We start from the raw sequence: 25,508 nt of genomic DNA on the forward strand, positions 1-25,508 counted from the left end.
GTCAGCCTGAAACAACTCTGTACGGGCCGGTTTTGTTTTACCTTCTGGTTCAATGACAGCAGGGATAGATTCTAAACCCGCCCCTACCTAGAGAGAATAAAGGTGCGATCGCCCATAGTCACTGGAATCAGTAACCGACAAGCTGGGTCAACTCTTCCCCGATGAATTTAAGTTGCCAGTGCCATCCTTTTTCAAAAAGGTTGAACGCTGGACTTTGCCAAGAATGAACAGAAAGTCTCAAAGAAAAGCTAGCTGCGCGAGCGCCACCATGACAGGTTCACACGAGGGGCAACCCGATGGAGCCTCGATCCGCAATTGCTTCTATTGTGATGTATTATATCGCGCTGTTACGCCGATCGGACGTAACTTAGATTGGCAGTGGCGTTAGCCAGAACTTTCTCAGCCTAAGTTTGCAGATTTGGTTGCTTAACCGACAATCGAAGCTTGTCTACGCAGACTGGAAATCGTCGCGATCGCGTGCTGTGCGACTCGATCGATCTCCTCCGCGGTATTCTGCCGTCCAATCCCAAACCGCACCGACGCATAAGCCAAAAGTTCCGAGCGTCCCAGCGCCGTCAGAACGTGAGAGGGAGACACTTTGACAGAGGTACAAGCCGATCCAGAAGACACTGCCACTACTGGTTGCAATCCCAGCAAGAGCGCTGCTCCATCTACACCCTCGACACTGATATTAAGGTTTCCTGGTAATCGCTGGGTCGGATGTCCATTTAAATGAATCCCTGTCAAACCGCTCAGTTGCTGCCATAGGCGTTCCCGCAACTGGACGAGGCGTTGCGTCTGCGATTCCATTTCCGTGAGTCCGAGTTCTACTGCCTTAGCAAACCCAACAATTTGCGGTGTATAAAGAGTACCAGAGCGCATCCCCCGCTCATGTCCGCCTCCATGCATTTGGGGTGCCATTTGAACTCTAGGGTTGCGGCGTCGGACATAAAGAGCGCCGATTCCTTTCGGACCATAGACTTTATGGGCAGTCATTGACATCAGATCGATGTTCATCGCCGCTACATCTAGGGGAATTTTGGCAATTGCTTGGGCTGCATCCGTATGGAAAAGTACCTGATGCTGGCGACAAATTGCTCCAATTTCTGCCAACGGCTGTATAGTCCCAATTTCGTTATTCGCCGCCATCACCGAAACTAAAATCGTGTCCGGACGAATCGCTTTCTCTAACTGGGTTAAATCAATAAGTCCATCGCTTTGGACGGGGAGGAAAGTCACCTCAAAACCAAGCGATCGCAAATAATCACAAGGATCGAGAACCGCATTATGTTCCGTCTCTACAGCAATAATGTGGCGTCCTTTTTGAAAATAAGCTTCCGCGACGCCCTTAATTGCTAAATTATTTGCCTCCGTCGCACCGCTGGTAAAGACAATTTCTTCCGGTGTGGCGTTAATCGCGTCTGCCAAAATTGCTCTCGCTTGTTTGACAGCAGCTTCCGCTTCCCAGCCATAGACATGGGTAATACTGGCAGGGTTGCCAAAATGCTCGGTAAAGTAAGGCAGCATTGCCGCTAACACCCGCTCATCAAGAGGTGTCGTTGCATGGCAATCGAGATAAATAGGGCGCTGAGTCAATTGTTTCGTGGAATGGTTCACAATCCCATTTTGGCAAATTGTAGGTCTAGCGATTGAGGATACGATAGCCGTAGCCTCAGCTCGGTGCAGAAGGAGGTTCCCATGAGTCTGACTATCCAGGATTTAGAAAAACTGCAAGAAAAGTGGTGAATGTTTCAGGGCGATCGCTTTCTAGGTTTTCTAGAAAAATTATCCCAAGATCCTCAATATTTTAGGGCGACGATTGCCAAACCTCGATTTTCCCTTCCTCACCATTGCTGACCAGGGTTTTCCCATCAGGACTAAAAGTAACAGAATTAACAGCGCCTGAATGGTTAGAAATCGGGCTTTTTAGCTCTCCTGTTTGTGGATTCCACAGCTTGATTGTCTTGTCCCGACTTCCACTCGCGAGAGTCTGCCCATCGGGACTGAAAGCAACCGAATTAACATAGTCTTTATGGGCAAAAATAGTCCGTGTAGGGCTACATGGCTGTGCACCTTTACAACCCTTCAAAAGTTCTTGCAGATTCCATAGATAAACTTTGTCGGAAATGTTGCTAGTGGCGAGAATCCGACCATCTGGGCTAATAGCGACAGCAGGAACACCATTGTTTGAAGGCTCAGAGACGGTGCTAATCAGGGTACCTGTGGACAGATTCCACACTTTGATTGTTTTGTCATCGCTGCCACTGACAAGGGTTTGTCCATTTTGAGCGATCGCAACCGATAAAATAAAGCCTGAATGCCCCTTGAGAGTATTTTTCAGTTGCCCCGTGCCCAGATTCCACAGCTTGATTGTCTTGTCCTTACTCCCACTGGCGAGAGTTTGTCCATCTGGGCTAATCGCAATCGAATAAACCCGATCTTCAGACCCTGATTTGAGGGTTTGCAGTAGTTGCCCAGACTGCAAATTCCACACTTTAATGGTTCCGTCGCCACTACTACTTGCTATCTTCTGCCCATCAGGGCTGAAGGCGATAGAATAAACCCAGTCTGAATGACCTTTGAGGGTTTGCAGTTGTTGTCTCGTCCCTAAATTCCACAGCTTGATAGTGTTGTCATCACCACCGCTTGCGAGGGTTTGACCATCCGGGCTAATCGCAACCGAATAAACATTTTTTGAATTTCCAATAAAAGTATTGGCTAAAGCAATATTTTCTACCCGATCCCAAGAATTATTAAGTTGTTGCAACGACGGTGATGGACTATTTGCAATTTGTAATAAAGGTGATGAATTATTTTGTTTCGGAAAGTAGTAAATCCCCGCTGTTAGCGCGAAAGCAGTGGCAAGACCGACTCCAATTCCGATCAGCCAATGAGGTTTATTTCGAGGAGTCGCAACACCAGCATTGCTAATGGGTGTATCGACCGAGGATGTTGATAACTCAGCAACAGCATCCTGGATTGTTTGTGGCTGAGATGGGTCGGTTTGAGGTAATAGTGTAGAAGTGACAATTGGTTGAGTCGTGGCGGCTGGAGGCGTTAGGGTTTGTGTGGGTGGCACATGATAAGCCCCCGTTGACATTTGGGAATTAACCCATTGAAGTGCTTGCAAAGCTTCTGTTGCTGTTTGGTAGCGTTGACGGTGGTCATAGCGCACCATTTTGTCTAAAACATCGGCGAACGGCTGGCTGACTTGTACCTTATCCCGCCAAATCATCTCGCTGGTTGTCGGATCTTCTGGTAACTGGCTGGGTGGTATTCCTGTAATTGCTTGGATACCAATCATTCCCACTGCATAGATATCGCTGCAAAATCGCGGTTTGCCACCGAGTTGTTCGTTCGCCATGTAACCGGGCGAACCAATCGCAACCGTTAAAGTAGTATTCCTTTCAGAGTTAGTTTTTTGAGCGCTAACTTGTTTAACTGCCCCAAAGTCAATTAAAACGATCTTTCCATCTTGTTTGCGCCTAATTAAATTTGAAGGTTTGATATCGCGATGAATGACCTCTTGCTGATGAACAAATTCTAATATTTTTAAAATGTCTCCACAGAGGGTCATTACCTGATTTTCACTCAGATGCTTACCAACAGGTAACTCTTGCTTGAGTTCATGCCCTTCGATAAATTCTTGTACTAAATAGAACTCTTGCTCTTGTTCAAAATGAGCCAAAAGTTGGGGAATTTGATCGTGTTTTCCCAGCTTGTAGAGGACTTGGGCTTCTCGATCGAATAAACGCTGTGATACTTGTAAAGTTAAGGGGTCGGTAGCTTGGGGTTTAAGTTGCTTAACAACACACAGTGGATTTCCGGGTAGCTGCCAATCTTCAGCCAGGTAAGTTTGACCAAAACCCCCGCCTCCCAAGTGTTTGACGATGTAATAGCGACCACTGAGCGTTTTTCCCAGCATGACATTTGTACAGTGTAGTTGTCTGATAGTTTAGCCTTGGGAATCGGGAAATCCACAGAGTACGCGAACTGACAAGTCAGCGCTAGGCTAACCCCTCGCTTCGCATGAGCGCGATCGCTTTTCGCCCTCTTGTTTCCTCAGCCTTGATTCTCTACCCTTATTTCCCCAAGCTTCTAGCTTTAAGGCACGCTCCAAACCTTAATGGTTCCATCCAGGCTACTACTGTAAATCGTCTGCCCATCCGGACTAATCGCAATTGCGAAAATCGTGTTGGAATGTCCCGTCAGGGTACGAATCAATTCTCCAGTCCGCCGATTCCACAATTTTAGGCTGTTTTCCTTAGTACCACTGCCACTAAAGAGCATCTGACCATCTGGACTGAGGGCAACCGCATACACTCCTCCAGAAAAAGAGCCATTTGGCAATCGAGATCCATGAGGAAACGTATTCAGCAGTTTGCCTGTTTGTAAATTCCATAATTTTGTAGTTCCATCTGGACTGCCACTGGCTAGGGTTTCACCATTCGAGCTAATCGCGATCGCCCTCACTGCCTCGATATGTCCCCCAAAGGTGCGGCGCAGTTCGCCCGTTTCCAAATTCCACACATTGATGTCATAAACGTTACTACTGACCAGCGTTTGTCCATCTGGACTAATGGCAACATTCCGAACGCCCTCATCTAGCCCTTCTTTGATCCCGATCAGCGATCGCACCAATTCACCTGTTTGCAAGTTCCACACCTTGATGGTCTTGTCCTGACTCCCGCTAACAAGGGTTCGTCCATCTCGGCTAATCGCAACGGAATACACATTTCCTAAATGCCCCCTTAGGGTGCGAAGCAGTTCCCCTGTTTGCAGGTTCCACACCTTAATTGTTTTATCGGCACTCCCGCTCACGAGGGTCTGACCATCTGAACTGATGGCAACAGAATAAACATATCCTGAATGCCCGGTCAGCGTGTGAATGATTTCTTTGCTGCGGACGTTTCTAATCTTAATCGTCTGGTCGAGACTGCTACTGACAAGGAACTGACCATCCGGGCTAATTGCAATCGATGTAACGCCGCCTGCATGACCGGGGAGGGTGTTGACTAAAGCAATTTCTTGTGGTTTTTCTCCAATGGTATGAGGTCTTTGAAAATAGAAAATTCCGACTGTCAGAAATAGAGCCGTAGCAATACCTGCACCAATTCTGATTAGTACAGGAGCCTTGTTTTGGATAGCAGAAATCCCTTCTTCTTCAGACTTTGGTGGTGCTTCCTGAATAACCGATGTCGCCACAGAAGAATTTTGGCTTGTCGGTTGCCTTGCTGATGAGATTTGAATCGACAGCGTCTGCGTGACGGGTAGCAAAGAAGCAGTAGGTGATGACCTGACGTTATAAGGAGGGGGTGTCATCGGCTGCGTTACTAAGTCAGTATTGAGCTGCTGGAGCGCCTGCAACGCTTCTATTGCTGTTTGGTAGCGTTGGCGGTAGTCATAGCGCACCATCTTGTCTAAAACATCTAGTAGGGGCACAGAATACCGCGTCCCGACTGGCAGGCGATCGCGCCATAAAATTTCACTGTTTCTGGAGTCTTCTGGCAGTTGAGATGGCGGTAATCCGGTAAGGGCTTGAATTCCCAGCATCCCTACAGCATAAATATCGCTACTGAATCGGGGTTTACCGCTGAGTTGTTCGTTTGCCATATAACCGGGGGAACCAATTACCACCGTTAAAGTTGTCTCTCCTGAAGAACTGACTGTCTCAGTGCCAACTTCTTTAACGGCTCCAAAATCAATCAAGACTAATTTGCCATCCTGCTTGCGCCTAATTAAGTTTGACGGTTTAATATCCCGGTGGATGACATCTTGCTGATGGACAAACGCTAAGACTTCTAAGAGGTCTTGTAAAAGAACAATGACGAAGTCCTCTCTCAGTTGCTTCCCAACAGGTAATTCTTGCTTGAGTTCGTGCCCTTCGATGAATTCTTGTACTAAATAAAACTCTTGCTCCTCCTCAAAATGAGCTAAAAGTTGAGGAATTTGATTGTGATTACCTAAGCGATAGAGGACTTGAACTTCCCGATCGAATAAACGTCTAGCTACCTCCAACGTTAATGAATCGTTAGCCTTGGGTTTGAGTTGCTTAACGACACATTGTGGATTGCCCGGTAGCTGCTGATCTTCGGCAAGGTAAGTTTGACCAAACCCCCCGCCTCCCAAGTGTTTGATGATTTGGTAGCGACCACTGAGCGTTTTTCCCAGCATGAGGTAGATGCAGTGTTCTGGCAGTTATTCTAGATTAGTCCCCAAGGCTCTGGTTTTGCTTGCCAGCCTTAGATGTTTTAACGCCCAACCGCCACCCCTGCAAGAGAAATCAGGAAACTTGTCCAGTTTCACAAGTCTCACTCAGTAGAAACACTCGTCTCGCTTTAGATGACTCCTGGCTCGTCCGGGAATGACAAGAGCCGTGGGAATGCAATAGATGAATGAAAGATAGAATTGGACTGCGGCGCGATCGCATACCCTTTGGAAACAATTTAGGGCGACTCCCACCTGATTATGGAAGCACGCCCTAGAAAATTTGATTTCAAAAAAAAACTGAAATCGGGTAGTCGCTCGTCGAGCTACCCAACTTTGAACCCTAGCCTACTTTTTTTGCTGACTGCGGGAGTAGTCATCTTGAAAACGAACAATGTCATCTTCTCCTAAATATTCCCCATTCTGAACCTCGATTAATACCAAAGGAATGACACCAGGATTCTCTAGGCGATGAGTATGGCATTGAGGAACATAGGTCGATTGATTGCTGCTAAGGGTCAGTTCTTGCTCGCCACAAACAACCTTCGCTGTGCCTGAAACCACGATCCAGTGTTCGCTACGGTGGTAGTGCATTTGCAGGCTGAGCCGGTGACCAGGCTTTACTTCAATGCGCTTGATTTTGTAGCCTCGCCCTTCTTCCAGAATCGTGAAAGAACCCCAAGGGCGCAATTCCGTTGCAGCAATTCCGTTGGTGGCTATCGAACTGGGTAAAGGGAAGGCAGAAGTTTGAGAAATTTCTTGCGCCTGAGCCATTGATGTTTCTCCTTAAAACCGTTGCTTTGTCAGCATGGTGAATACATTTTGAGAATGGACAATTGTAGTGAGCGATCGCTGACACATTGAGGGAATCTTTGCCAAACATAGCAAATCAAACCAGGCTGTTGTAACCGTAAACTACTGAATCCTCGCAATCTACATCAAGTCTTCATAGAAGTTTTAACGGTTGACAAATTGGCTAAATCGTAAAAAAATCCTAAATCAGCGACTACCGGGTGGGCTGGAAGAAGATACCAAGACCGTTGTGAACGCGGGCGGCACTGGAGGGAGGGCGATCTAGGAGCTGCCCCCCTAAGTAGAGGCTGGTAGAGCTGCCACCGTCGAGGTTGAGGGCGTCAATGATACCCATTTTTTGCATCAGGGCAGCCATTTCTCTCAAGGTAGGCCCAGTTCCACCAACGCGATTGTGAACGGCAACAATCATTAGGTTGCCGTCTGCGGTCGTTCCAATTGCACTGCGAATTGCGGCTTGCTTATCGAAAGCGTCGCTAAATTGCTCGCCTTTGGCATTCAGCACAATTTGCCGATTTTGCAACAAAAGGGGACCAGCACCAACAATGTGCGGGTAGCGGTTAAAGTCAGCAGGGACAGTAGCTCCCTCTACCCATACTTTCGTACCAAGCGGGAGAGAAGCGGCTGGTCCTCGGTTAGCGCGTAGGGTGAGTAAGAAACCATTGCGGGGAATGGGAAAGGCAGTTTTACCCGCAATCCCTCCGGGTAGAAGGCTCGTGACTTGGTTGTTCTGGACAACGACAATGATTTCATCATCAATGAGCGGCGTGTAGGTTGCTCCCCACTCCGGGGTATAGCGGGAAATGCCTGCCTTGACGTAGCCACTGTTGAGGAAAAAAATTGGCAACCGCGCACTCGTTGAGGTGATTAAAGTTTCTTGGAGCGCCAGACGCCCAATTTTCACCGCTCCCGTATCATTCCAGGCGATCGCGCCTCGATTCAGAATCGGCCCGGATAACCAGCGCCCATCCCGCCGAATTGCGCCTAAAGGTAGCTGGTTCTTGCGATTAAAAAAGCCCCCGTTGACTGCCGCCGAGGCGTGCCACATCTGGGCTGTCTCGCTCAGGGGAGCGACTCCCATCATCTTGGAAGGATGGCTCCAGATCGGTTTCATTTTAAAAAAGGGCAAGTTGACATCCCCCTGAAGACGGGGATTCAATATCAGCCCAACTACCGGAAATCGGGAAGAACCCAAACTCACATACTGCTGTTTCCAGCGGATTCCTTTCGCCCAAAGAATATCTCGCTCTACCATCGCCTCTGGTAGAAAATCGATAACCAATCGATTCGGGTTGGGTAGGGAGGAAAAGCGAGGAGACAGACCGGCTGGAATGTTGATACGGATTTGGGTTTGGTTCTGAATTGATTCCACCACTGGAGTCGGTAATTTCGAGCGATGGGGAAGTGGAACTATCGAGGGAATCTCTCCTTCTGTTTCCCTGTCCTTCTCTGCGACCTTCCCTTGCTTCGGAGCCTGTAGCAGCGGTACTGGAGCGGAAGAAAAACGCTGGAGGAGAGCGGGAGTAGCCACTGCATCCATTGTGACGACTAATTCTTCACCCTCTTTTCTCACTTGCCACGGCGTCGGACGATCGATCTCGATCGTCATGCGCGAACCCCTCGGTTGCAGTGCTGGTTGAATATCTGCCACTTGCGCTGGCTTAGAGGAAATCAAGAGCTTGGTGCCCTTTACCTCCATCTTCCAACCGGCTCTCTGGGCGAAATCGGTAATATCTAGATAGCGATACGACCCCACTGCCTGCGTCGCTAACATTAGCGGCTCCGTTGCCGGTTGGGAAAACCACTGTACCGGCTGTCTGGTGACATCTCCAGTATTTAAAAGCTCTACCCCCAATGTTTGACTCATCCCGGCGTCGCTAATTCCGGTACGGACAGACTCTCCCAGCCGCCACTGACTCCAAGTGGCTGGCAAGGTGCGACCGTTGATAGAAACTTGATAACCCAACCGAGAAATCTGAGGCGATGCTGAAGGCACCAACGCCTGTGTGGTTAGGGGCAATTCCGGTGCCGGTAATTTTTGAAGTTTCCCAGTGGGAGCTGCAACAGGCAACGCTTGACTGGGCAACTTGTTGGGCCTGCTGAGAGCGGCATAAAACTGTAATCCTTTGGGGGGAAGCTTGTGGGGGGCTACAGGTATCTGCTTGGCAGTCGGTGGTGCTATCTGGCTCTTTTCTTCGCTCTCCCGTGCCTTTAACACTGGCTCTTTAGTGCTTCCGACCGGGGAAGAAGTCGCCATGTAAACTGAGAGGGCAATAATGGACGGGAGCGAGAAAGCGATTAGGCGACCGGGGGCAATTATGCCCGCCACACCATCGAACGTCTCACTCTGTGACGTCGTTCTCCTGATCATTCGACAACATCAATAAAATAGGGCAGCTCTTCTGTAGGGGCGTATTTGCCATACACCTGGATAACGCTGGATGCGTGTCTACAGAGTCAAGACTTCTAAAATAACTCAGCGCGTCAGCAGCACAACTATCAAAAAACAATGACTTTATCTTCTCAAGCCTGCTTTTTTAGCTTCATAATAAAAAGCATAACCGCAGGGTTCGGCAAGACGCTTTATTCAACAACTCAATAGGGCGAAGCATTCGCTCTCAAAGTAGCGGCTAAAAACATAGCCCAGTCTGGACTTGGTGTTGACGATAGCCCCTACAATTTGTTTGTCCTGGCTCTATGTCTTGGGGTCGCTTACCAGTCCCTTGACTAGCGTCGGGGATTTATATTAGGCGTCATTAAAAAATGATAAGATGTCTAATCCGTCACTCTTGCAGGCTGCTGGGATAGGAATCGGGTTAGAACGAGGTTCTTAACAGCACCTTGCGGGAAGCGATCGCTCTGACAACCAGTTTTGTCACCCTTGGCTCTAGCGCAAAAAAAGCAGAAAAAGTAGTAATGTCATTCAGTTGCAGCCTTCATGGTCAAATGGCATCTATATCTAGATAAGTCAGGCTTTGGAGGCATCACCTAGTCTCGGCGAGAGAAGACTGAAATGAGTGTTTAAATACATTGACGACGAGTTTTGTCATCGTTTGACAATTTTTAATCCTGTTGTTTAGTAAAGTCTTGCCACAGGGTTAGCAACCTGAGAACGGGAAATTTGTATCAGTAAGTAAAGGAAAAACGTGGATCAGCTCATGGAGAACAGGAGTGTGAATGATAATCATCAATTACAGGGAACGCTAAAGGGGGCAGAAACCTCTCCTGGCCCGCGATGGTTGGTAGAGGAACGCGATGCCTGCGGCGTCGGCTTCATCGCCAATCCGCAGGGAACGCCAGAGCATGAATTAGTCGAGAAGTCTTTATCTGCCCTGGCTTGTCTGGAACACCGGGGCGGTTGTAGTGCTGACCAGGATTCTGGGGATGGAGCCGGTTTGATGACCGCCATTCCGTGGGAACTGTTGGGTGAATGGTTGGCAACTCAAAGCATAGAAATGCCCCCGACTCAGCAGACAGGGGTGGCAATGGTATTTTTACCCCAAGATACCGAAGCTGCCAGCAGAGCCAAGGACATTGTTCGGAAAACTCTCGAACAGGAAGAATTAACTGTCTTGGGATGGCGAGAGGTGCCAGTACAGCCCCAGGTGCTTGGGATACAGGCAAAAGAGAACCAGCCACGAATCGAGCAGCTGATCTGTACCTCGACCCATTTACAGGGCGATGAACTGGAACGAAAGTTGTATTTGGCTCGCTGCCGTATCAGCAAGGCACTCAAGGCCAATAGCGACCTCGATCTAGAATGGTCGGAAGATTTTTACGTCTGTTCGTTCTCTAGCCGCACCATCGTTTATAAGGGCATGGTGCGCTCCGCCGTGCTGGGAGAATTTTATACAGATTTAAAAAATCCAGTTTATAAGAGCGCCTTTGCTGTCTATCACCGCCGCTTCAGCACCAACACCCTGCCCAAATGGCCTCTAGCCCAACCAATGCGGCTTTTGGGGCACAACGGCGAGATTAATACGCTGTTGGGAAATATTAACTGGATGATGGCACGAGAGGCAGAGCTGAAGCACCCGCTTTGGGGAGAACGCATCAACGACCTCAAGCCACTCGTTCATCTCGATAATAGCGACTCGGCAACTCTTGATAACGTACTAGAGTTACTGGTACGCACGGGTCGGAGTCCTCTGGAAGCCTTGACGATTATGGTGCCAGAGGCGTACCAAAATCAGCCGGAATTGTTGGAGCGTCCAGAAATTGTTAATTTTTATGAATATTACAACGGGCTTCAGGAACCTTGGGATGGCCCAGCACTGCTAGTATTCAGCGACGGGAAAAAAGTAGGGGCGACCCTCGACCGCAACGGTCTGCGACCGGCTCGATACAGCATCACGCGGGATGGCTACGTCGTCGTCGCTTCCGAAGCCGGTGTAGTCGATTTGCCCGAAGCAGAGATTCTGGAAAAAGGTCGCTTGGGGCCAGGTCAAATGATCGCCGTTGACCTGGAAACCCACGAAGTTCAAAAAAATTGGGAGATTAAGGAACGGATTGCCGCTACCCATCCTTATGGAGAGTGGCTAGCGTCTCACCGACAAAATCTAGCAGCGGAGCCTTTTGCACTAGAACCAAAGCTGGATAATCAAACCTTGCTGCGCCAGCAAATTGCCTTTGGCTACACCACTGAAGATGTGGAAATGGTCATTGAGGAAATGGCGTCTTCTGGAAAAGAACCGACATTTTGCATGGGAGATGACATTCCCCTCGCAGTGCTGTCAGAAAAGCCGCATTTGCTTTATGACTATTTCAAGCAGCGCTTCGCCCAAGTGACAAATCCGCCAATTGACCCCCTGCGCGAAGGCATGGTGATGTCGCTATCGGTTTCTCTGGGTAAGCGGGGAAATCTCTTGGAAGTGAAACCAGAGTATGCCCGGTTGCTGAAGTTAGAGTCTCCGGTTCTGAATGAAGCACAACTAGAGCAAATCTGCGCTTCTTCTTTCGAGACAGAGCAGTTCTCAACGCTGTTTGAAATTGAGAAAGGGCCAGAAGGGCTAGAGGTAGCGGTTAGAAGCTTATGCGAAGCAGCGGCTCAAGCCGTCCGTGCTGGGAAAGAAATAATCATTCTAAGCGATCGCATAGCGAATGGTATTAGTGCCGAATCCAGCTATATTCCACCGCTCCTAGCTGTAGGGGCAGTACACCATCACTTGATCCAGCAGGGTCTGCGGACGAGGGCATCCCTAATTGTCGATACCGCTCAGTGTTGGAGTACGCACCACTTTGGTTGTCTAATTGGCTACGGTGCTTCTGCGGTTTGTCCTTATCTGTCTCTGGAAACCGTGCGTCATTGGTGGAGCGACAGCAAGACGCAAAATATGATGCAGCGGGGCAGAATCAAGAGTATTAGCTTAGAGCAGGCTCAAAAAAATTACTGCAAAGCGGTAGAAGCTGGATTGTTGAAAATTCTCTCAAAAATGGGGATTTCTCTACTGTCTAGCTATCAAGGGGCACAAATTTTTGAGGCAATTGGTATTGGAGGAGATTTGCTGAAGCTCGGCTTCGCGGGGACGGCGTCGCGCCTCGGTGGCTTGAGCGTAGCAGAACTTGCCCAAGAAGTGATGTCCTTCCATTCGGCGGCGTTCCCAGAAGTGCCGCGCAAAAAGCTGGAAAACTGTGGCTTTGTGCAGTACCGTCCGGGGGGCGAGTACCACATGAACAGCCCGGAAGTTGCCAAGTCGCTGCATCAGGCGGTGAAGAATCCGCAGTACGACCACTACGAAGTTTATCAAAAGCACTTGCAAGGGCGACCCGTAACGGCGCTCAGAGATTTGCTGGATCTAGAAAGCGATCGCGCCCCCATTCCACTGGCAGAAGTAGAGCCAGTCGAGGAAATTTTCAAGCGTTTCGCTACAGGTGGGATGTCTCTAGGGGCATTGTCGCGGGAAGCGCACGAAACCCTCGCGATCGCCATGAACCGCATCGGCGGTAAATCCAACTCTGGAGAAGGCGGCGAAGACCCAGTTCGTTACAAAGTTCTCGATGATGTCGATGAAATGGGTCATTCCCAGGTCTTACCGCATCTGAAAGGATTAAGGAATGGGGATACGGCTTCTTCTTCGATTAAGCAGGTTGCTAGCGGTCGCTTTGGCGTCACCCCTGAGTACCTGATGAGCGCCAAGCAAATTGAAATCAAAATCGCTCAAGGTGCCAAGCCGGGAGAAGGCGGTCAGCTACCGGGGACAAAAGTTAGCCCTTACATCGCCATGCTGCGCCGTTCCAAGCCTGGGGTGACGTTGATTTCGCCGCCGCCGCACCACGATATCTATTCAATTGAAGATTTGGCGCAGTTAATTTTTGACCTGCACCAAATTAACCCGAAAGCGGGAGTATCGGTGAAGCTGGTAGCAGAAGTCGGAATCGGAACCATTGCGGCTGGGGTCGCCAAAGCAAATGCCGATATTATCCAGATATCCGGTCACGATGGGGGTACGGGCGCTTCTCCGCTGTCGTCGATTAAACACGCCGGAAGCCCTTGGGAATTGGGGTTAACCGAAGTGCATCGCGTCCTCATGGAAAACAGCTTGCGCGATCGCGTGATTCTGCGAGTAGACGGTGGCTTCAAGAGCGGCTGGGATGTCGTTATTGCCGCTTTAATGGGCGGAGAAGAATACGGTTTCGGCTCAATTGCTATGATTGCCGAAGGCTGCATTATGGCGCGGATTTGTCATACCAATAACTGCCCTGTAGGCGTAGCTTCTCAGCAAGAAAACTTGCGGAAGCGCTTCCCCGGAATGCCAGAACACGTCGTCAACTTCTTCTACTTTGCGGCAGAAGAAGTGCGGAGTCTCTTGGCACGGTTGGGATATCGGTCGCTCAACGACATCATTGGTCGAGCCGACCTCTTGAAGGTGCGCCCAACGAAACTCACCAAGACACAGGCGCTGAATCTAGATTGCCTGACCCGTCTTCCCGATACCCGCGAAGACCGTTCCTGGTTGGTTCACGAGGCAGTTCATAGTAATGGCTCGGTTTTGGACGATCAACTGCTCAACGACCCGGAAGTTAAGGATGCGATCGCAAATCAGTCGAGCGTGACCAAAGCTGTAACCGTAGTAAATACAGACCGGACGGTTGGGGCAAGAATTGCGGGAGCGATCGCGACTCAATATGGAAACACCGGCTGGAGTGGCAGTCTTACCCTCAACTTCCAAGGCAGTGTGGGTCAAAGTTTTGGTGCCTTCAACCTCCCTGGCATCACCCTCAACCTGGAAGGTGAGGCAAATGACTACGTAGGCAAGGGGATGCATGGTGGCGAAATTGTCATCAAGCCGCCCCAGTCAGCCACCTACGATCCAGCCCAGAACGTGATTGTCGGCAACACCTGTCTCTACGGTGCCACGGGCGGCATTATGCTTGCCAATGGTCAAGCCGGTGAGCGCTTTGCCGTTCGCAATTCCAAGGGCATGGCGGTGATCGAAGGTGCAGGCGACCACTGTTGCGAATACATGACTGGCGGCGCGATTGTCGTCTTGGGCAGAGTCGGACGCAATGTGGGCGCGGGGATGACCGGGGGTTTAGCTTACTTCCTCGATGAGGATGGCAGCTTTACATCGAAGGTAAACCCAGAAATTGTCAAGCTGCAACGAGTCAGGACACCTGCCGGTGAGCAACAACTCAAAGAGCTGATTGAGCTGCACGCCGAACGTACAGGTAGCCAGAAAGCGAAAGATATTTTAGCCAACTGGGCTGAGTCTCTAGCCAAATTCTGGCAAGTTGTGCCTCCTTCCGAGGCTGATTCTCCAGAAGCCAATCCTGAAGCAACACCAGAAAAGGTGCTTAGCTCGGTGCAGTAAGCACTAAAAAGTCAAGGGGAACTATCGGGTTCCCCTTACCAGCATCATAGAGAAGAAATTTTCTCTATAAATTCTATAAATGCCGCTACATCGTACAGGTCAGCAGTAATGAAAGTGATGATTGATGAGTGAAAATAAATTTCTTTAATTCAAGGCTCACCACTCAAAACTCAAAACTTTTTCCCAATCACCAGCCACCTCTGTATCGTGCCTGAAAAGAGGGAATATTCTCTTCCCTTATTCAGGTTTTGGAACAGCCGATTGAACTTTCGGAGGAACTCGTTTAGCAGCGGCTGCCAACTTAACTTCTTTGTCTTGCATCTCCATCAGTTCTGGCACCGTGACAAACCTGTAGCCACGCTTTTTGTATTCGGTAATTAATTGGGGTAAAGCCCGCACCGTGTGGTCTCGATTGCCACCTCCATCGTGCATCAGGACAATTCCGCCTGGTGTGATTCCAGTTAGCGCGTGCTTGATGAATAATGGCACCGAAGGACGGCTATAGTCTCTTGAATCAGAAGACCACATCACAACCGCGTAGTTCTTCTTATGGGCGTAGGCGGCTAATCCGTTTTTAAGATGACCACCGGGTGGACGAAATAGAGTTGTCTTGATGCCTGTAGTTTGATAAATCATGTCGGATGTACGGTCAATTTCACTGGAAGCTCCAGTTTCGTTGAAGCGATGGTAAAGGTGGCTCCAAGTGTGATTGCCGATCGCGTGACCATCCAGGGAAACTTGACGCGCCAAATGGGGAAAATTTTTCACGTTCTTCCCCACCATAAAGAACGTTGCCTTGATGTTATTTTTCTTGAGGATTTCCAGCACTTCCAACGTGCTTTTAGGCCAAGGTCCGTCATCAAATGTCAGGGCAATGACTTTCTCTTTGCTGCTGAGTGTTACTTCCTGAAAGGTTTTGCCCTGAAATTGCGTAGGTACAGAAACCATCAGGCGTCTGTCTTGTGCCTCCTGTTCCAATCGAGAGAATACCTTTACAAATGCCTCATCTCGCTGTGCCTTTAAAGCTAGGATATCAATGCCACTTTTTTCGGGGGTGTGATGCCCCATTTTTTCAGTAGGGGATAGAAGAATTTCTGGATCGCTACCTTGTGGGTTTACTGGCAACATGAGACCAGCAATAAAACTACTAGCAGCCGCAGCCAGAGCAATTAATGTTGTTTTTTCCCGCCACAGAAATCTGTCATACTTTGCCACGTTAAGTCCCCTCCACTCCTCCTTTCATCCGGGCGGCAATTCATCTGCCGCCACTTCCAGACACCATGCTTCTCAAAAATTTTTTCACAACTAGCGGCGCAACTTGCGCGAGCAAGACTGCTAGCTAGAGGACGTGCGTCTACTGTCCTTTGTTCGTCTCTAGAATCCCTGTCTAGAGCGCTAAAAGCTAGAAACTATATCATTTATCGTTAAGTTGCTTATTTTTTGTACAGGGCAGTGAAGTCTGCCCTGTTGCAGGCTACAGCAAAATACTCACCAACCAGAAGTTAATCCGGGTTAAAGTTAGTTTTTACTAACCTTGTATTTTTGTTAAACCGTACATTCAGAAAGCAGCCGCTAGACAGGCACAGACAGCCTTTGATGATAAAGGCTGACAATTTGTGCAGTGACTTCGGCTATGCTCAGACCGTCGGTTTGGATCTCGATGGCATCGGCTGCCTTTCGCAGGGGTGCCAAGGCGCGGGTACTATCGCGGGTATCGCGTTCTTGAATGTCCCGCTCTAACTGCTCTAAACTGACTTCTGGCTGAGCTTGGTTTTTCAGGTCTTGCTGACGGCGTTGCGCCCGTGCTTGAGCGGAGGCGGTTAAGAAGATTTTGAGTTCCGCATCCGGGAAAACGTGGGTGCCGATGTCGCGTCCTTCGGCGACGACGCCTCCTTTTACTCCCCAGCGCTGCTGTTGTTTTACGAGTTCTCGGCGGACGTAGGGTTGAGCAGCGATCGCTGATACTTGAGCTGTGACTTCTCGCGAGCGAATTGCCTGGGTGACTTCGCGGTCATGAATCCAAACCCGCACAGGCGTCTGGAGGTCGTCACTGGTGCTTAGCTGAATCTGAGAACCGCTCGCTAATTCGGCGATCGCGGGTTCATCTTTGACGCTGGTTCCTGATTCCAGAACCAGCCAAGTCAGGGCGCGGTACATCGCCCCGGTGTCTAAATAAAGTAGTCCTAAAGACTGGGCAACCGTGCGGGCTACGGTCGATTTTCCTGCTCCGGCAGGGCCATCAATCGCCAGAATCGGCTGGCGATCGCGCAAAGTTACATTATCAATCAAACGGGTTGTTCCTAGCCGCGCCGCGATGCTTAACAGTCCCGCCTCGTCAACTTTTTCCAATCGCATGAGAGTTGTTGGGTGAACCAGTTCAATATACTCGATCTGTACCTCTGGGACGAGTGCAAATTCCTTTTGAGCTGCCTCAATGAGAACAATGCGATCGCGATCGCCCGATTTAAATTTCTTCTGCGCTTGCTGTAAGCCGCGATACAAGACAGACGCCTGCTCTTTCTGTTCAGCACTTAGATACTGATTGCGGGATGAGAGTGCCAGTCCCGACGCCTCCCTGACGATTGGACACCCAACAATCTCTACCGGCAAATTGAGATCCGCCACCAGACGCCGGATAATCGCCAGTTGCTGGGCATCTTTCTCGCCAAAATAAGCATGAGTCGGTTGTACCAGGTTCAATAGCTTCGCCACCACTGTCGCCACTCCCTGAAAGTGTCCGGGACGAGAGCGACCGCACAACAATGAGGTCATGCTCTCCGGTGGAACTACCTGAGTTAAGTCATTGGGAATGGGTAATTGGGAATCGGGAACAGGCGCAAGCGTCCTTCCCACATTCCTCATTCCGTACATTTCTTCAGGAGCGGGGGCAAAAATCGCATCTACCCCCGCTTGTTCGCACAATTGCCAATCCTGCTCTAGCCGACGAGGATATTGTTGAAAATCCTCTGTCGGGCCAAACTGTAACGGATTTACGAAGATGCTGACGATGACCCGATCGTTGTCGCGTCGAGCGTGTTGGATTAAGCTAAGATGCCCTGCGTGCAATGCTCCCATTGTCGGTACAAAACCGATTTTCAAGGGATGCCGGTATAAATCCAAGTAGCAGTGCAATCCAGCAGTTGTCGTAAACAGGCGCACCAAACCCCCCTTTTTTGGTTGTTAGTGGTTAGTAATTGGTTTTCGAGCAACTAACTACTAACCACTAACACTACTCTCTGCCCAGTAGTCTATCTCCAGAAAAGAGGATTGGGCGTTTTAGGTGAACAGGAGGTTCAATGTCAAGAGTCTGGGCTTAACACCTTTGTGGCTAAAAGTTTAGTTGTCATCAACTGCTACCTTCTGCGGTTTGCCCAGAATTTCTACACGCACGGGTGCCACACCACTGCTGATCATGCCTAGAACTCTAGCAGCCCCGGCTGACACGTCAATGATCCGACCCCGGATAAAAGGCCCCCGATCGTTGATTCGCACAATGACAGAACGCCCGTTGTTTGTGTTAGTCACGCGCACTTGGGTTCCGAAAGGTAAGGTACGGTGAGCCGCGGTCATTGCATTCTCATTGAATCTTTCACCGCTGGCACTTTGAGTGCCATTGCCAGCGTAACCATACCAGGATGCCATGCCCTTAAGCTCGGAGATGACTGGTCTGTAGGCAATGGCGTTCGATGGTTGTTGCACGACGCGCGATCGCTCGTTCGCGACTCTGGAAGAGCTAGGGCGCTTGGCAATCTGGCGCGGCTTGGGCTTAGATACGGGTATACCTGCAATTGCCCGTAGCGGCGGCGCGTTCCCCATCAGGCGTCTCAGCCGATTGGTTGCTTGTAAGGCATCGGTGGCAACGTTACGAGTGGTGTCGGGCAATCTTGTTTTCCCGTTCACTTCCACCAGTTCCTCGCCATTCACTTTAATGCTGTAGTTGCTCTTGTCACCATTCCAAACGACTGCGATCGCTTTCGCATCCACTTGCTCTCGGCTCAACTGATTCAGCTTCGCAGCAACAGTAGTGGCTCGCCAAACCGGATTGTCTTGAGAAGTGTTGGCATCCGCTTGACGCGACCCGTCTGAAGTTCTCAGGGCTTCCCCTACTTTCGTGCTTTCTGCGGGAGCTTGACGGGAGCCGAGAAAGGTTAAAACTGGAATACTGCGGACATAGAGTGTTGCTGCCTGATACCCGTTTAACTCATGGGGAAGAATTTTAGCAACAACCGCCCGATCCATTGCACTTGGACAAGGTTTTACTAAGCAACGGAGTGCGGATTGAGACTGGTATTCTCCCAATTTGACACCGTTGGTCGGCTGAAGGTTTGACGGTGTTGAGAGTAAGGGCGAAGAGACTGCTTGCCGAAGGTCGTTTTTAGTTACTCTCGATTTGCTTGTCTGTTGCGCCTGAGAAACACGGGATTCGGAAGCTTGGTTAACCCCCTTGATTGACTCCGCATAACTAGATGTAGTCGTACCCAGGAGGGCAGTCGTTAAAAGGGTTGCAAACATTCCGAAACAAAATCTTTGGTTCATAGAGTCCTTGTGAAAAGTACTGGGAGGTCGAGCTTAGAGCCAAATGCCAGTGGTAGCGCCAGACGGCTCATTTGCCCAATCGATAACTCGTACTCGTTCTGTGTTCACCCTGGTCTGTGGAACTGCAACAGACTACCATGAAGTTTTTGAAAAGGGGATCGGGGATTTCCTCTAGGAAGCAACAACTTTATGAAACCTTCACACAGTAATTTCCGAAAAAATGCGGTTATGATGTTGAAGTCAATATGGTTTGAGACAAAAATCAGGTTTCCGGAACTTTATCAGAACTTCACAAACGAGGAAGCCAGTTTGTGAATAATTGGTGAAGCAATCGGGGCATAGTGCTGCCCAACGGTACAAAATTGCGATCGCTGTCCTATCTGTCGCCTTAGCCAAGTAAAATACGTCTCTTGATCGCTGCTGAACAGGTTTGAATTCATGGATTATCGAGACGCTGGTGTAGATGTTGAGGCGGGGCGGAGTTTTGTAGAGAAAATCCGCAGTTTGGTGAAAAGTACGCACCGCTCAGAAGTATTGGGTGGTTTAGGCGGCTTTAGTGGTTGGTTTCAGTTGCCAACTGGATACAAAGAGCCGGTTTTGGTTTCAGGGACGGATGGCGTAGGCACCAAGCTAAAACTCGCCCATCAGCTCAACTTTCACCACACCGTGGGAATTGACCTTGTAGCAATGTGCGTCAACGATGTGTTGACGTGTGGCGCAGAACCGTTATTTTTTCTGGATTATTTAGCCACAGGGCAACTAAACCCAGAGCAGCTGACTCAGGTGGTTGATGGCATCGCTGCGGGATGTCGCGAGTCGGGGTGTGCCCTCCTGGGAGGAGAAACCGCAGAAATGCCGGGTTTTTACCAACTGGGCGAGTATGACTTGGCGGGTTTTTGTGTGGGGATTGTAGAAAAGAGCCAGATATTGGATGGTTCTCTGGTGAAAGAGGGAGATGTCGCGATCGCGCTTGCGAGCCAAGGTATCCACAGCAATGGCTTTAGTCTAGTGCGGAAGATTGTTGAACGTAGCGGCGTTGACTTGCACGCCTCCCCAACCGATGTCAGGGGGGAAGGCTTTGCGCTTTTAGACGGTAAGAATTTTGGGGAAGTTTTATTAACTCCCACCCGGATTTACGTCAAACCCGTTTTAGCAGCACGGAAGGCTGGGCTTGACATTCATGGCATGGCTCACATCACGGGTGGCGGCTTGCCAGAAAACTTACCTCGCTGTATTGGTGCCGATCTATCCATCCAGATCGATCTTCAATCGTGGGAGATTCCACCTATTTTTAACTGGCTTGCTGACGCTGGTGAAGTCAAACCCGCCGATATGTTTAATACTTTCAATATGGGCATCGGTTTTGTAGTCCTTGTGCCCCCAAACCAAGCCGACCAAACCATCAGCTGGTTTGAATCCCAAAATATCCCCGCCTATGCCATCGGCAAAGCGATCGCTGGTAGCGGGGGTCTGATTGGAATCCCAGATTAAAAAGGCGGCACCCGGATTTGAACCGGGGGATAAAGGTTTTGCAGACCTCTGCCTTACCACTTGGCTATGCCGCCTTAGACGCCGCTGGCGTCTTTCTAGACCTACTCGGTAGCCAGAAAGTAGCCAGAACCTCTTAGTCGTTTCTTATGGTATCACAGGTAGCCGTAGACCTTAGCCAACTTTTAGCGGTACCACGTTGATCGTAAAGGATAGCTCTTGCTGATCATCAGACTCAGCAACTTTTCTAAGGTCTTGCATGACCGCTAGCTTGTCCATAACACAACGTCTAGCGATGTCCGGGTATTTCTCGATCAGGTCTAAGACACCGTCTTTAGCGCTAATCTTCTGCTGTTCCCAGCCGTCCATAGACTTCTGCTGTATCTCGTCTAGCTGACTTAAGAGCTGCTCTGGGTCTGAGTTGCTGAGGGTAGTTGTTCCGGTCTCAATGGGTACTGGCTAGGATCTGAAGGGGTATTGTCAGAACTGTTTAAACCCCTCAACACATCGGCGATCGCTCTGGGGCAATATTGACGGATGAGGTAGGCAAGGACGTCTTTAGGCTCCAGCTTCATTACATCGGCTAACTCTTTTATCAGAGCTAAGTCCGGGTCACTTAGCCGGAACCTATTATTCTCTTTGGTCTCTTTATTTTCTGCCATTGGATGTCATCAGAGTTTTGGTGTTTTTGGGACAACTTGGGACAACTTGGGACAACTTGGGATAATACTTCCCAGCTATGCCCACAAATACCCAGAACGGTCGCCTAAGAAGAAACCCTAGCGGTAGCCAGAGTAGCCAGGGTCTAATGAGTCATTGTGGGTTTCTAACAAGTCGCTTAGCCGTCCTATAGTCTCCTAGCGTATTCCTGCGTACTGTGATGGCACCGTTTGCCCAGAGTTCATAGCGATCGCTATCTTCTCCATCTCTGGGCATCAACCAGACTGCTGTAGGCGTTCCGTTGTACTTGACCCTGCGTCTTTGGTCTTGCATTTATCCTGCCTTCTCCACTAACTTTTCTAGCGCGATCGCTATACGGGTAAGCTCTGGTTGGCTAAGGCTCTCGTTAATGATCGGTGTCTTCAGGCTATCTTTATAGGTCTTTACCAGATACCCCAAAAACTCAAAGTGGTTCATGTTGGCTTGCTTTGCCAAAGCCTTAAAGTCTTCAAATACTTCAGCGTCTTTCGCGTTCCTGGTTCCGAACCCTAGCCTATACATTCTTTTTACCCGTATATTGTTCTAGACATATTTTAGTACGCTGAACTTCACCCCATCTCTAACCACTACTTTACTAAACCCAACCCACTATGTCAACCTAGCCTATACTTGTTTTCAAACAAATAGCCTGAATGGTTGACATAGTGGAACCTGATGTTCTAATATTGTTTTAGAACAAGAGGAGAGAAGCGCCTGGTTTGACGGCTAAACGCCTCTCTACTCTGAGTCACCAAGAAACTTAGGAGACCTAGAACAATGCTAGAGCATAACGAGAACCTACAAGACGACCAGGAAGTTTTTGACTTTATCGGCTATGTCCCTGAAGAGTGGGGTCAGCCTAAATACTGGATGATGCAGAAAGTCTCTTGGTTAGAGAATGGTAAAACCCTGTCTGGTACTATCATCGGTCTAACCTACGATGACCTGGAAGAGGAATGGGACTACGAGATCGCTATTGATCACCAGTTCCGTAAATGCCAGACATACTCTGACCGATCGGACTACTGTTTCAACCTCACCGAAAGCGGTATCGATCATCATAAACAGCTCTTGGTGCTGGATCAGCTCTTTTGTAACTCCTGATAAACCCTAGGCGTTGGTCTACTGACTGACGCTGTCTCAGACTGGACTGAAGTAAACATAGTAGGCTGACCTAAGATGAAAACTGGCAAAGTATACGTCGCTAAAGTGACCCTGAACGAAGTCTTCAACATCAGAGTATTTCAGACCTCCACAAGCCCAGCAAAATACGCCTGTCTAGACGATGTGGTTAGAGTCATCGGTGAAGATGTGGGCACTCTAGAGTTCTTTTTTACGGATCGTGAAACTAACAGGTTATATTTCCCTGAAAAGACATTTGGAAGTTATCGGGTCATACCGTTGGGCACAGTTATAGCTTACTGGGCACAGATGGCAGACCATTACAACCAGTTCAAAGATGAAGGTAACAACGTTGCCCTACAACTAACCCGCTCGCTATTTGAGAAAGGTCTAGAGGATCGTGCTGATGAAGTCCTCAGAACCGTGAGAAGTCGAGACCTATTTGACCTATATAAGACTCATCAGCTAACAGCTTAAGCATCATAAGAGCATCTAGGCGTCAGACCCGACTAGAAGACCTGACGCCTTCTTCTGAACTTTGAGAGCGATCGCTTGACGCTGACGCTAGACGACACTAAACTTGAGTAAACCTACTAGGTTGACCTAGCTGAGTCTGACTGTCACAGTGCCACTCATTAAAGGAAAACTATGAACGAAGTACAACACGTCACTATTTCTCTTGCTGGGTCTGCCATAGATGTTTTTGCTGATGGCGATCAGCATTGGATCTCGCTGACCAGTATGAGTACAGCGGTAAATAAACCTGATAATAGTGCCCTACGGTTTTTCAATGGTAAAAGCCCAGAACTTAGTCAGGCTAAGGAGTTGAGTGCCCTACAGTTCCGTAACTTCAGGCATGGTAAGTTTAAGACCCTGGTCAAATGCTGTCCTCTGGGTGTTGCTAAGTTCTACTGGAAATACCTCCAACGTAAAGGCGATATCCCAGCAGACGCGCTGATGCTAGCACTTGCAGAGGAGTCTATTGAGCGTAGGGTAAACGGTACCCTAGGTATCCATCAGACTGAGGCACAGTACGAGGAACAGACAACTAAGAACCGAGAGACTATCAAGAAAGCATTGAAGCTCGTGTCACAGATAGAGCTAATGCTACAAGACGACAGCGTGACCAGCGATCAAGTTAAGACTGCTACGGCAGAGAAAGAGCAGCTAGTCCAACAGCTAGATCCAGAGGAGTTGTCAGAGTATCTAGACTCCACGATAAAAGTCTGGGAACAGTCGAGAAAAGAAAGAGAGAAGAGTCAACCTGTCGGGTTCCAGCAGTTCAATAACTGGATCAGTAGCTTGTAAGTAAACATCCAGTTTCACAAGTTGCTACCCCTAGAAGCCTAGGGGTTTTCTTTTAGCTCAGGTCAGCCGGGGGTATCCCTATGACACCATGACACCACTTGATGCCACTATAGGCTCATAGCAGGCTATAAGACTATGGAAGAGAAAAGGATAACTTTAAGGCTACCCCTAGAGGCAATGTTGTACTTGGAAAGGGCTAGGGATATTACGGGCAAGAGTCAGAACCAGCTTATCGTTGATGCCATTACTGCCATGTACTGTCCTAGCGGTGACACCATGACGCCAGTGACACCAGATGCCCCTGACGCCCCTGTTACTCAACAAAAGCTAGACCAGATCCTAGCGGTACTTAGGCAGCACAGCGATCGCTTAACAGCACTTGAGAAGTCTAAAGTGACACCCCTTGGTGTCATGGTGTCATCGGGTCAACTGGGTGACACCACTAACGTACCTAGCCAGATGTCCAGACAAGAGTTCAAGGAACACTACCAGCTCTCTGATGCGGACTACGGCTCAGTAACTAATGACGCTAGGGCTAGAGGTTCCTGGGTCTCTCCAGATGGTCTCCGATGGAGGGTAACTGGTAGCGACAAGCGCGCGGTCTGGACACAAGTGGTCTAAGCTCTAGCAACTGGTGATCGCAAGTACGCACCGGCTTCCAACTGTACTAGGTTGACATATATAGCCAGCGTAGTCCATTCTTATGAGCATCACATTAGAGTGAACACGTATGCTACTGATCGCTAATATCGTCTCCCAGGGTGAGAACAAAGTTGAGACCCTGAACAACCTTAAGAAGACCCAGATCCTTAAGCGCCTAGAAGAGTACCTAAAGGATAAACCCACTGGCAACCCTAACGTAGCGATCGCCCTGGCGTGCGAGTTGACCCTTCCGTTTGAAGAGGATGACTTGACCGCTAAGGACTACATCACTCTAGGAGAGTGGTTAGCAGAGAAAAACATTGAGCTATCCTTAGGCGATAAGCAACGCCTAGCTAACCTGGTAGCTGACAAGTATCTAGCTGAGTACGGTAAGAAGCCTAAAGTTGTAGCCCGTAAAAATGAGCAAGGTTATTTCCGGAATAAGGCTAACGGCTTTCATCCTAGTCAGATATGGATACTGGATGAGGCACTACAAGAGCTACAACACAAAGACGTGATCCGGAAGCCGGTAGATGAAGAGCCAGACCATCAGAATGGGTAGCCCGGAAAACGCGATCGCTACCTATGCCAGTCGAAAAGTTTCTGAGGCATCGTTGTCAGCCGTTGAGACAGCCGCGAAAAATACCGAAAAGTCTTATTTAGATACTGTTTCAGCCGATCGAACTGTCGAAAATGGTAGTTTTGAAAGTGCTAAAAACGGGCAAAAAGCGACTGTAGTTTCTGAGGTTTCGGAGTTTCGATATTGGGCATCAGTCCTCAGTCAGCAGTCATAGGTTATTAAGCTAGGCTGACCTGGTTAAGATAGTAGAAACTTGAGAGGGTCTTATATGTCTGAACAAATATCCGTACAGCACTTTATCCTTA

21 protein-coding genes and 1 tRNA gene are annotated in these 25,508 nt (G+C 49.1%); 8 read left to right on the plus strand and 14 right to left on the minus strand.

Annotated features, from left to right (window positions below):
* Positions 1-426 precede the first annotated feature (426 nt).
* From NDA06_RS01660 to NDA06_RS01680, 5 genes are all read right to left on the minus strand, one after another.
* Complete coding sequence (locus NDA06_RS01660; RefSeq protein ID WP_190415391.1) at positions 427-1,596, minus strand: IscS subfamily cysteine desulfurase; 1,170 nt, start codon at positions 1,594-1,596, stop codon at positions 427-429.
* A 211-nt stretch (positions 1,597-1,807) separates the two neighbouring features.
* Complete coding sequence (locus NDA06_RS01665) at positions 1,808-3,925, minus strand: serine/threonine-protein kinase (protein WP_190984626.1); 2,118 nt, start codon at positions 3,923-3,925, stop codon at positions 1,808-1,810.
* A gap of 179 nt (positions 3,926-4,104) precedes the next feature.
* Positions 4,105-6,174 carry a serine/threonine-protein kinase gene (locus NDA06_RS01670; protein WP_190984627.1) on the minus strand — a complete coding sequence of 690 codons (2,070 nt, stop codon included), beginning with the start codon at positions 6,172-6,174 and terminating at the stop codon, positions 4,105-4,107.
* A 381-nt stretch (positions 6,175-6,555) separates the two neighbouring features.
* On the minus strand, positions 6,556-6,981 hold the full coding sequence (locus tag NDA06_RS01675; RefSeq protein ID WP_190415385.1) for a phosphomannose isomerase type II C-terminal cupin domain: 426 nt from the start codon (positions 6,979-6,981) through the stop codon (positions 6,556-6,558).
* Between the two features lie 232 nt (positions 6,982-7,213).
* Positions 7,214-9,388 carry a phosphodiester glycosidase family protein gene (locus NDA06_RS01680; RefSeq protein ID WP_242047338.1) on the minus strand — a complete coding sequence of 725 codons (2,175 nt, stop codon included), beginning with the start codon at positions 9,386-9,388 and terminating at the stop codon, positions 7,214-7,216.
* 787 nt (positions 9,389-10,175) lie between these two features.
* Here NDA06_RS01680 and NDA06_RS01685 point away from each other — a divergent pair.
* The gene (locus NDA06_RS01685) at positions 10,176-14,828 is read left to right on the plus strand and encodes a glutamate synthase-related protein (protein ID WP_190984628.1); all 4,653 of its coding nucleotides are present in this window, start codon (positions 10,176-10,178) and stop codon (positions 14,826-14,828) included.
* A gap of 237 nt (positions 14,829-15,065) precedes the next feature.
* Here the strand turns inward: NDA06_RS01685 and NDA06_RS01690 are convergent, their stop codons facing one another.
* From NDA06_RS01690 to NDA06_RS01705, 4 genes are all read right to left on the minus strand, one after another.
* Entirely contained in the window at positions 15,066-16,043 is a 978-nt protein-coding gene (locus NDA06_RS01690; protein ID WP_347276991.1) for a polysaccharide deacetylase family protein, read from the minus strand.
* 357 nt (positions 16,044-16,400) lie between these two features.
* Complete coding sequence (locus NDA06_RS01695; protein WP_190536995.1) at positions 16,401-17,987, minus strand: bifunctional pantoate--beta-alanine ligase/(d)CMP kinase; 1,587 nt, start codon at positions 17,985-17,987, stop codon at positions 16,401-16,403.
* Between the two features lie 177 nt (positions 17,988-18,164).
* Positions 18,165-19,340, minus strand: coding sequence for a septal ring lytic transglycosylase RlpA family protein (locus NDA06_RS01700; RefSeq protein ID WP_242034048.1), 1,176 nt, complete (start codon positions 19,338-19,340; stop codon positions 18,165-18,167).
* Between the two features lie 305 nt (positions 19,341-19,645).
* Complete coding sequence (locus NDA06_RS01705; RefSeq protein ID WP_190536997.1) at positions 19,646-19,804, minus strand: hypothetical protein; 159 nt, start codon at positions 19,802-19,804, stop codon at positions 19,646-19,648.
* On the opposite strand from NDA06_RS01705, the gene purM reads away from it, so the two are divergent.
* Complete coding sequence (purM, locus tag NDA06_RS01710) at positions 19,803-20,855, plus strand: phosphoribosylformylglycinamidine cyclo-ligase (protein ID WP_190984629.1); 1,053 nt, start codon at positions 19,803-19,805, stop codon at positions 20,853-20,855. The two genes, NDA06_RS01705 and purM, sit on opposite strands and share 2 nt — an antisense overlap.
* 2 nt (positions 20,856-20,857) lie before the next feature.
* On the opposite strand, the gene NDA06_RS01715 is transcribed toward purM, so the two are convergent.
* From NDA06_RS01715 to NDA06_RS01735, 5 genes are all read right to left on the minus strand, one after another.
* Positions 20,858-20,929: transfer RNA gene (locus NDA06_RS01715), tRNA-Cys, on the minus strand.
* 97 nt (positions 20,930-21,026) lie between these two features.
* Positions 21,027-21,221 carry a hypothetical protein gene (locus NDA06_RS01720; protein WP_190984630.1) on the minus strand — a complete coding sequence of 65 codons (195 nt, stop codon included), beginning with the start codon at positions 21,219-21,221 and terminating at the stop codon, positions 21,027-21,029.
* A gap of 29 nt (positions 21,222-21,250) precedes the next feature.
* Entirely contained in the window at positions 21,251-21,514 is a 264-nt protein-coding gene (locus NDA06_RS01725) for a hypothetical protein (RefSeq protein ID WP_190984631.1), read from the minus strand.
* Positions 21,515-21,665: 151 nt separating this feature from the next.
* Positions 21,666-21,845, minus strand: a complete 180-nt coding sequence (locus tag NDA06_RS01730; RefSeq protein ID WP_190984632.1) for a hypothetical protein — start codon at positions 21,843-21,845, stop codon at positions 21,666-21,668.
* On the minus strand, positions 21,846-22,073 hold the full coding sequence (locus NDA06_RS01735) for a hypothetical protein (RefSeq protein ID WP_190984633.1): 228 nt from the start codon (positions 22,071-22,073) through the stop codon (positions 21,846-21,848). It lies immediately after the preceding gene.
* A 255-nt stretch (positions 22,074-22,328) separates the two neighbouring features.
* Here NDA06_RS01735 and NDA06_RS01740 point away from each other — a divergent pair, with 255 nt between their 5' ends.
* The 6 genes from NDA06_RS01740 (at position 22,329) to NDA06_RS01765 (ending at position 25,417) form a co-directional block, all read left to right on the plus strand.
* Complete coding sequence (locus tag NDA06_RS01740) at positions 22,329-22,655, plus strand: hypothetical protein (RefSeq protein ID WP_190984634.1); 327 nt, start codon at positions 22,329-22,331, stop codon at positions 22,653-22,655.
* Positions 22,656-22,730: 75 nt separating this feature from the next.
* The gene (locus NDA06_RS01745; protein ID WP_190984635.1) at positions 22,731-23,150 is read left to right on the plus strand and encodes a hypothetical protein; all 420 of its coding nucleotides are present in this window, start codon (positions 22,731-22,733) and stop codon (positions 23,148-23,150) included.
* 171 nt (positions 23,151-23,321) lie between these two features.
* Positions 23,322-23,981 (plus strand): hypothetical protein, encoded by a 660-nt coding sequence (locus NDA06_RS01750; RefSeq protein WP_190984636.1) that lies wholly within the window; start codon positions 23,322-23,324, stop codon positions 23,979-23,981.
* A 135-nt stretch (positions 23,982-24,116) separates the two neighbouring features.
* Entirely contained in the window at positions 24,117-24,602 is a 486-nt protein-coding gene (locus NDA06_RS01755) for a hypothetical protein (protein WP_206755333.1), read from the plus strand.
* A 109-nt stretch (positions 24,603-24,711) separates the two neighbouring features.
* Positions 24,712-25,185, plus strand: coding sequence for a hypothetical protein (locus NDA06_RS01760; RefSeq protein WP_190984638.1), 474 nt, complete (start codon positions 24,712-24,714; stop codon positions 25,183-25,185).
* On the plus strand, positions 25,178-25,417 hold the full coding sequence (locus NDA06_RS01765; protein WP_190984639.1) for a hypothetical protein: 240 nt from the start codon (positions 25,178-25,180) through the stop codon (positions 25,415-25,417). The genes NDA06_RS01760 and NDA06_RS01765 overlap by 8 nt, the downstream gene beginning before the upstream one ends.
* Positions 25,418-25,508: the final 91 nt, after the last annotated feature.

The sequence above is a fragment of the Trichocoleus sp. ST-U1 genome (assembly GCF_039961835.1).
GTDB lineage: Bacteria > Cyanobacteriota > Cyanobacteriia > Cyanobacteriales > FACHB-T130 > FACHB-T130.

What these genes read in the sequence shown, in the direction of transcription:
- NDA06_RS01665 (WP_190984626.1), bottom strand. Translation starts at nt 3,925, where the DNA reads ATGCTGGGAAAAACGCTCAGTGGTCGCTATTACATCGTCAAACACTTG.
- NDA06_RS01670 (WP_190984627.1), bottom strand. Translation starts at nt 6,174, where the DNA reads ATGCTGGGAAAAACGCTCAGTGGTCGCTACCAAATCATCAAACACTTG.
- NDA06_RS01675 (WP_190415385.1), bottom strand. Translation starts at nt 6,981, where the DNA reads ATGGCTCAGGCGCAAGAAATTTCTCAAACTTCTGCCTTCCCTTTACCC.
- NDA06_RS01680 (WP_242047338.1), bottom strand. Translation starts at nt 9,388, where the DNA reads ATGATCAGGAGAACGACGTCACAGAGTGAGACGTTCGATGGTGTGGCG.
- NDA06_RS01685 (WP_190984628.1), top strand. Translation starts at nt 10,176, where the DNA reads ATGGAGAACAGGAGTGTGAATGATAATCATCAATTACAGGGAACGCTA.
- NDA06_RS01700 (WP_242034048.1), bottom strand. Translation starts at nt 19,340, where the DNA reads ATGTTTGCAACCCTTTTAACGACTGCCCTCCTGGGTACGACTACATCT.
- purM (WP_190984629.1), top strand. Translation starts at nt 19,803, where the DNA reads ATGGATTATCGAGACGCTGGTGTAGATGTTGAGGCGGGGCGGAGTTTT.
- NDA06_RS01705 (WP_190536997.1), bottom strand. Translation starts at nt 19,804, where the DNA reads ATGAATTCAAACCTGTTCAGCAGCGATCAAGAGACGTATTTTACTTGG.
- NDA06_RS01720 (WP_190984630.1), bottom strand. Translation starts at nt 21,221, where the DNA reads ATGGACGGCTGGGAACAGCAGAAGATTAGCGCTAAAGACGGTGTCTTA.
- NDA06_RS01725 (WP_190984631.1), bottom strand. Translation starts at nt 21,514, where the DNA reads ATGGCAGAAAATAAAGAGACCAAAGAGAATAATAGGTTCCGGCTAAGT.
- NDA06_RS01730 (WP_190984632.1), bottom strand. Translation starts at nt 21,845, where the DNA reads ATGCAAGACCAAAGACGCAGGGTCAAGTACAACGGAACGCCTACAGCA.
- NDA06_RS01735 (WP_190984633.1), bottom strand. Translation starts at nt 22,073, where the DNA reads ATGTATAGGCTAGGGTTCGGAACCAGGAACGCGAAAGACGCTGAAGTA.
- NDA06_RS01740 (WP_190984634.1), top strand. Translation starts at nt 22,329, where the DNA reads ATGCTAGAGCATAACGAGAACCTACAAGACGACCAGGAAGTTTTTGAC.
- NDA06_RS01745 (WP_190984635.1), top strand. Translation starts at nt 22,731, where the DNA reads ATGAAAACTGGCAAAGTATACGTCGCTAAAGTGACCCTGAACGAAGTC.
- NDA06_RS01750 (WP_190984636.1), top strand. Translation starts at nt 23,322, where the DNA reads ATGAACGAAGTACAACACGTCACTATTTCTCTTGCTGGGTCTGCCATA.
- NDA06_RS01755 (WP_206755333.1), top strand. Translation starts at nt 24,117, where the DNA reads ATGGAAGAGAAAAGGATAACTTTAAGGCTACCCCTAGAGGCAATGTTG.
- NDA06_RS01760 (WP_190984638.1), top strand. Translation starts at nt 24,712, where the DNA reads ATGCTACTGATCGCTAATATCGTCTCCCAGGGTGAGAACAAAGTTGAG.
- NDA06_RS01765 (WP_190984639.1), top strand. Translation starts at nt 25,178, where the DNA reads ATGGGTAGCCCGGAAAACGCGATCGCTACCTATGCCAGTCGAAAAGTT.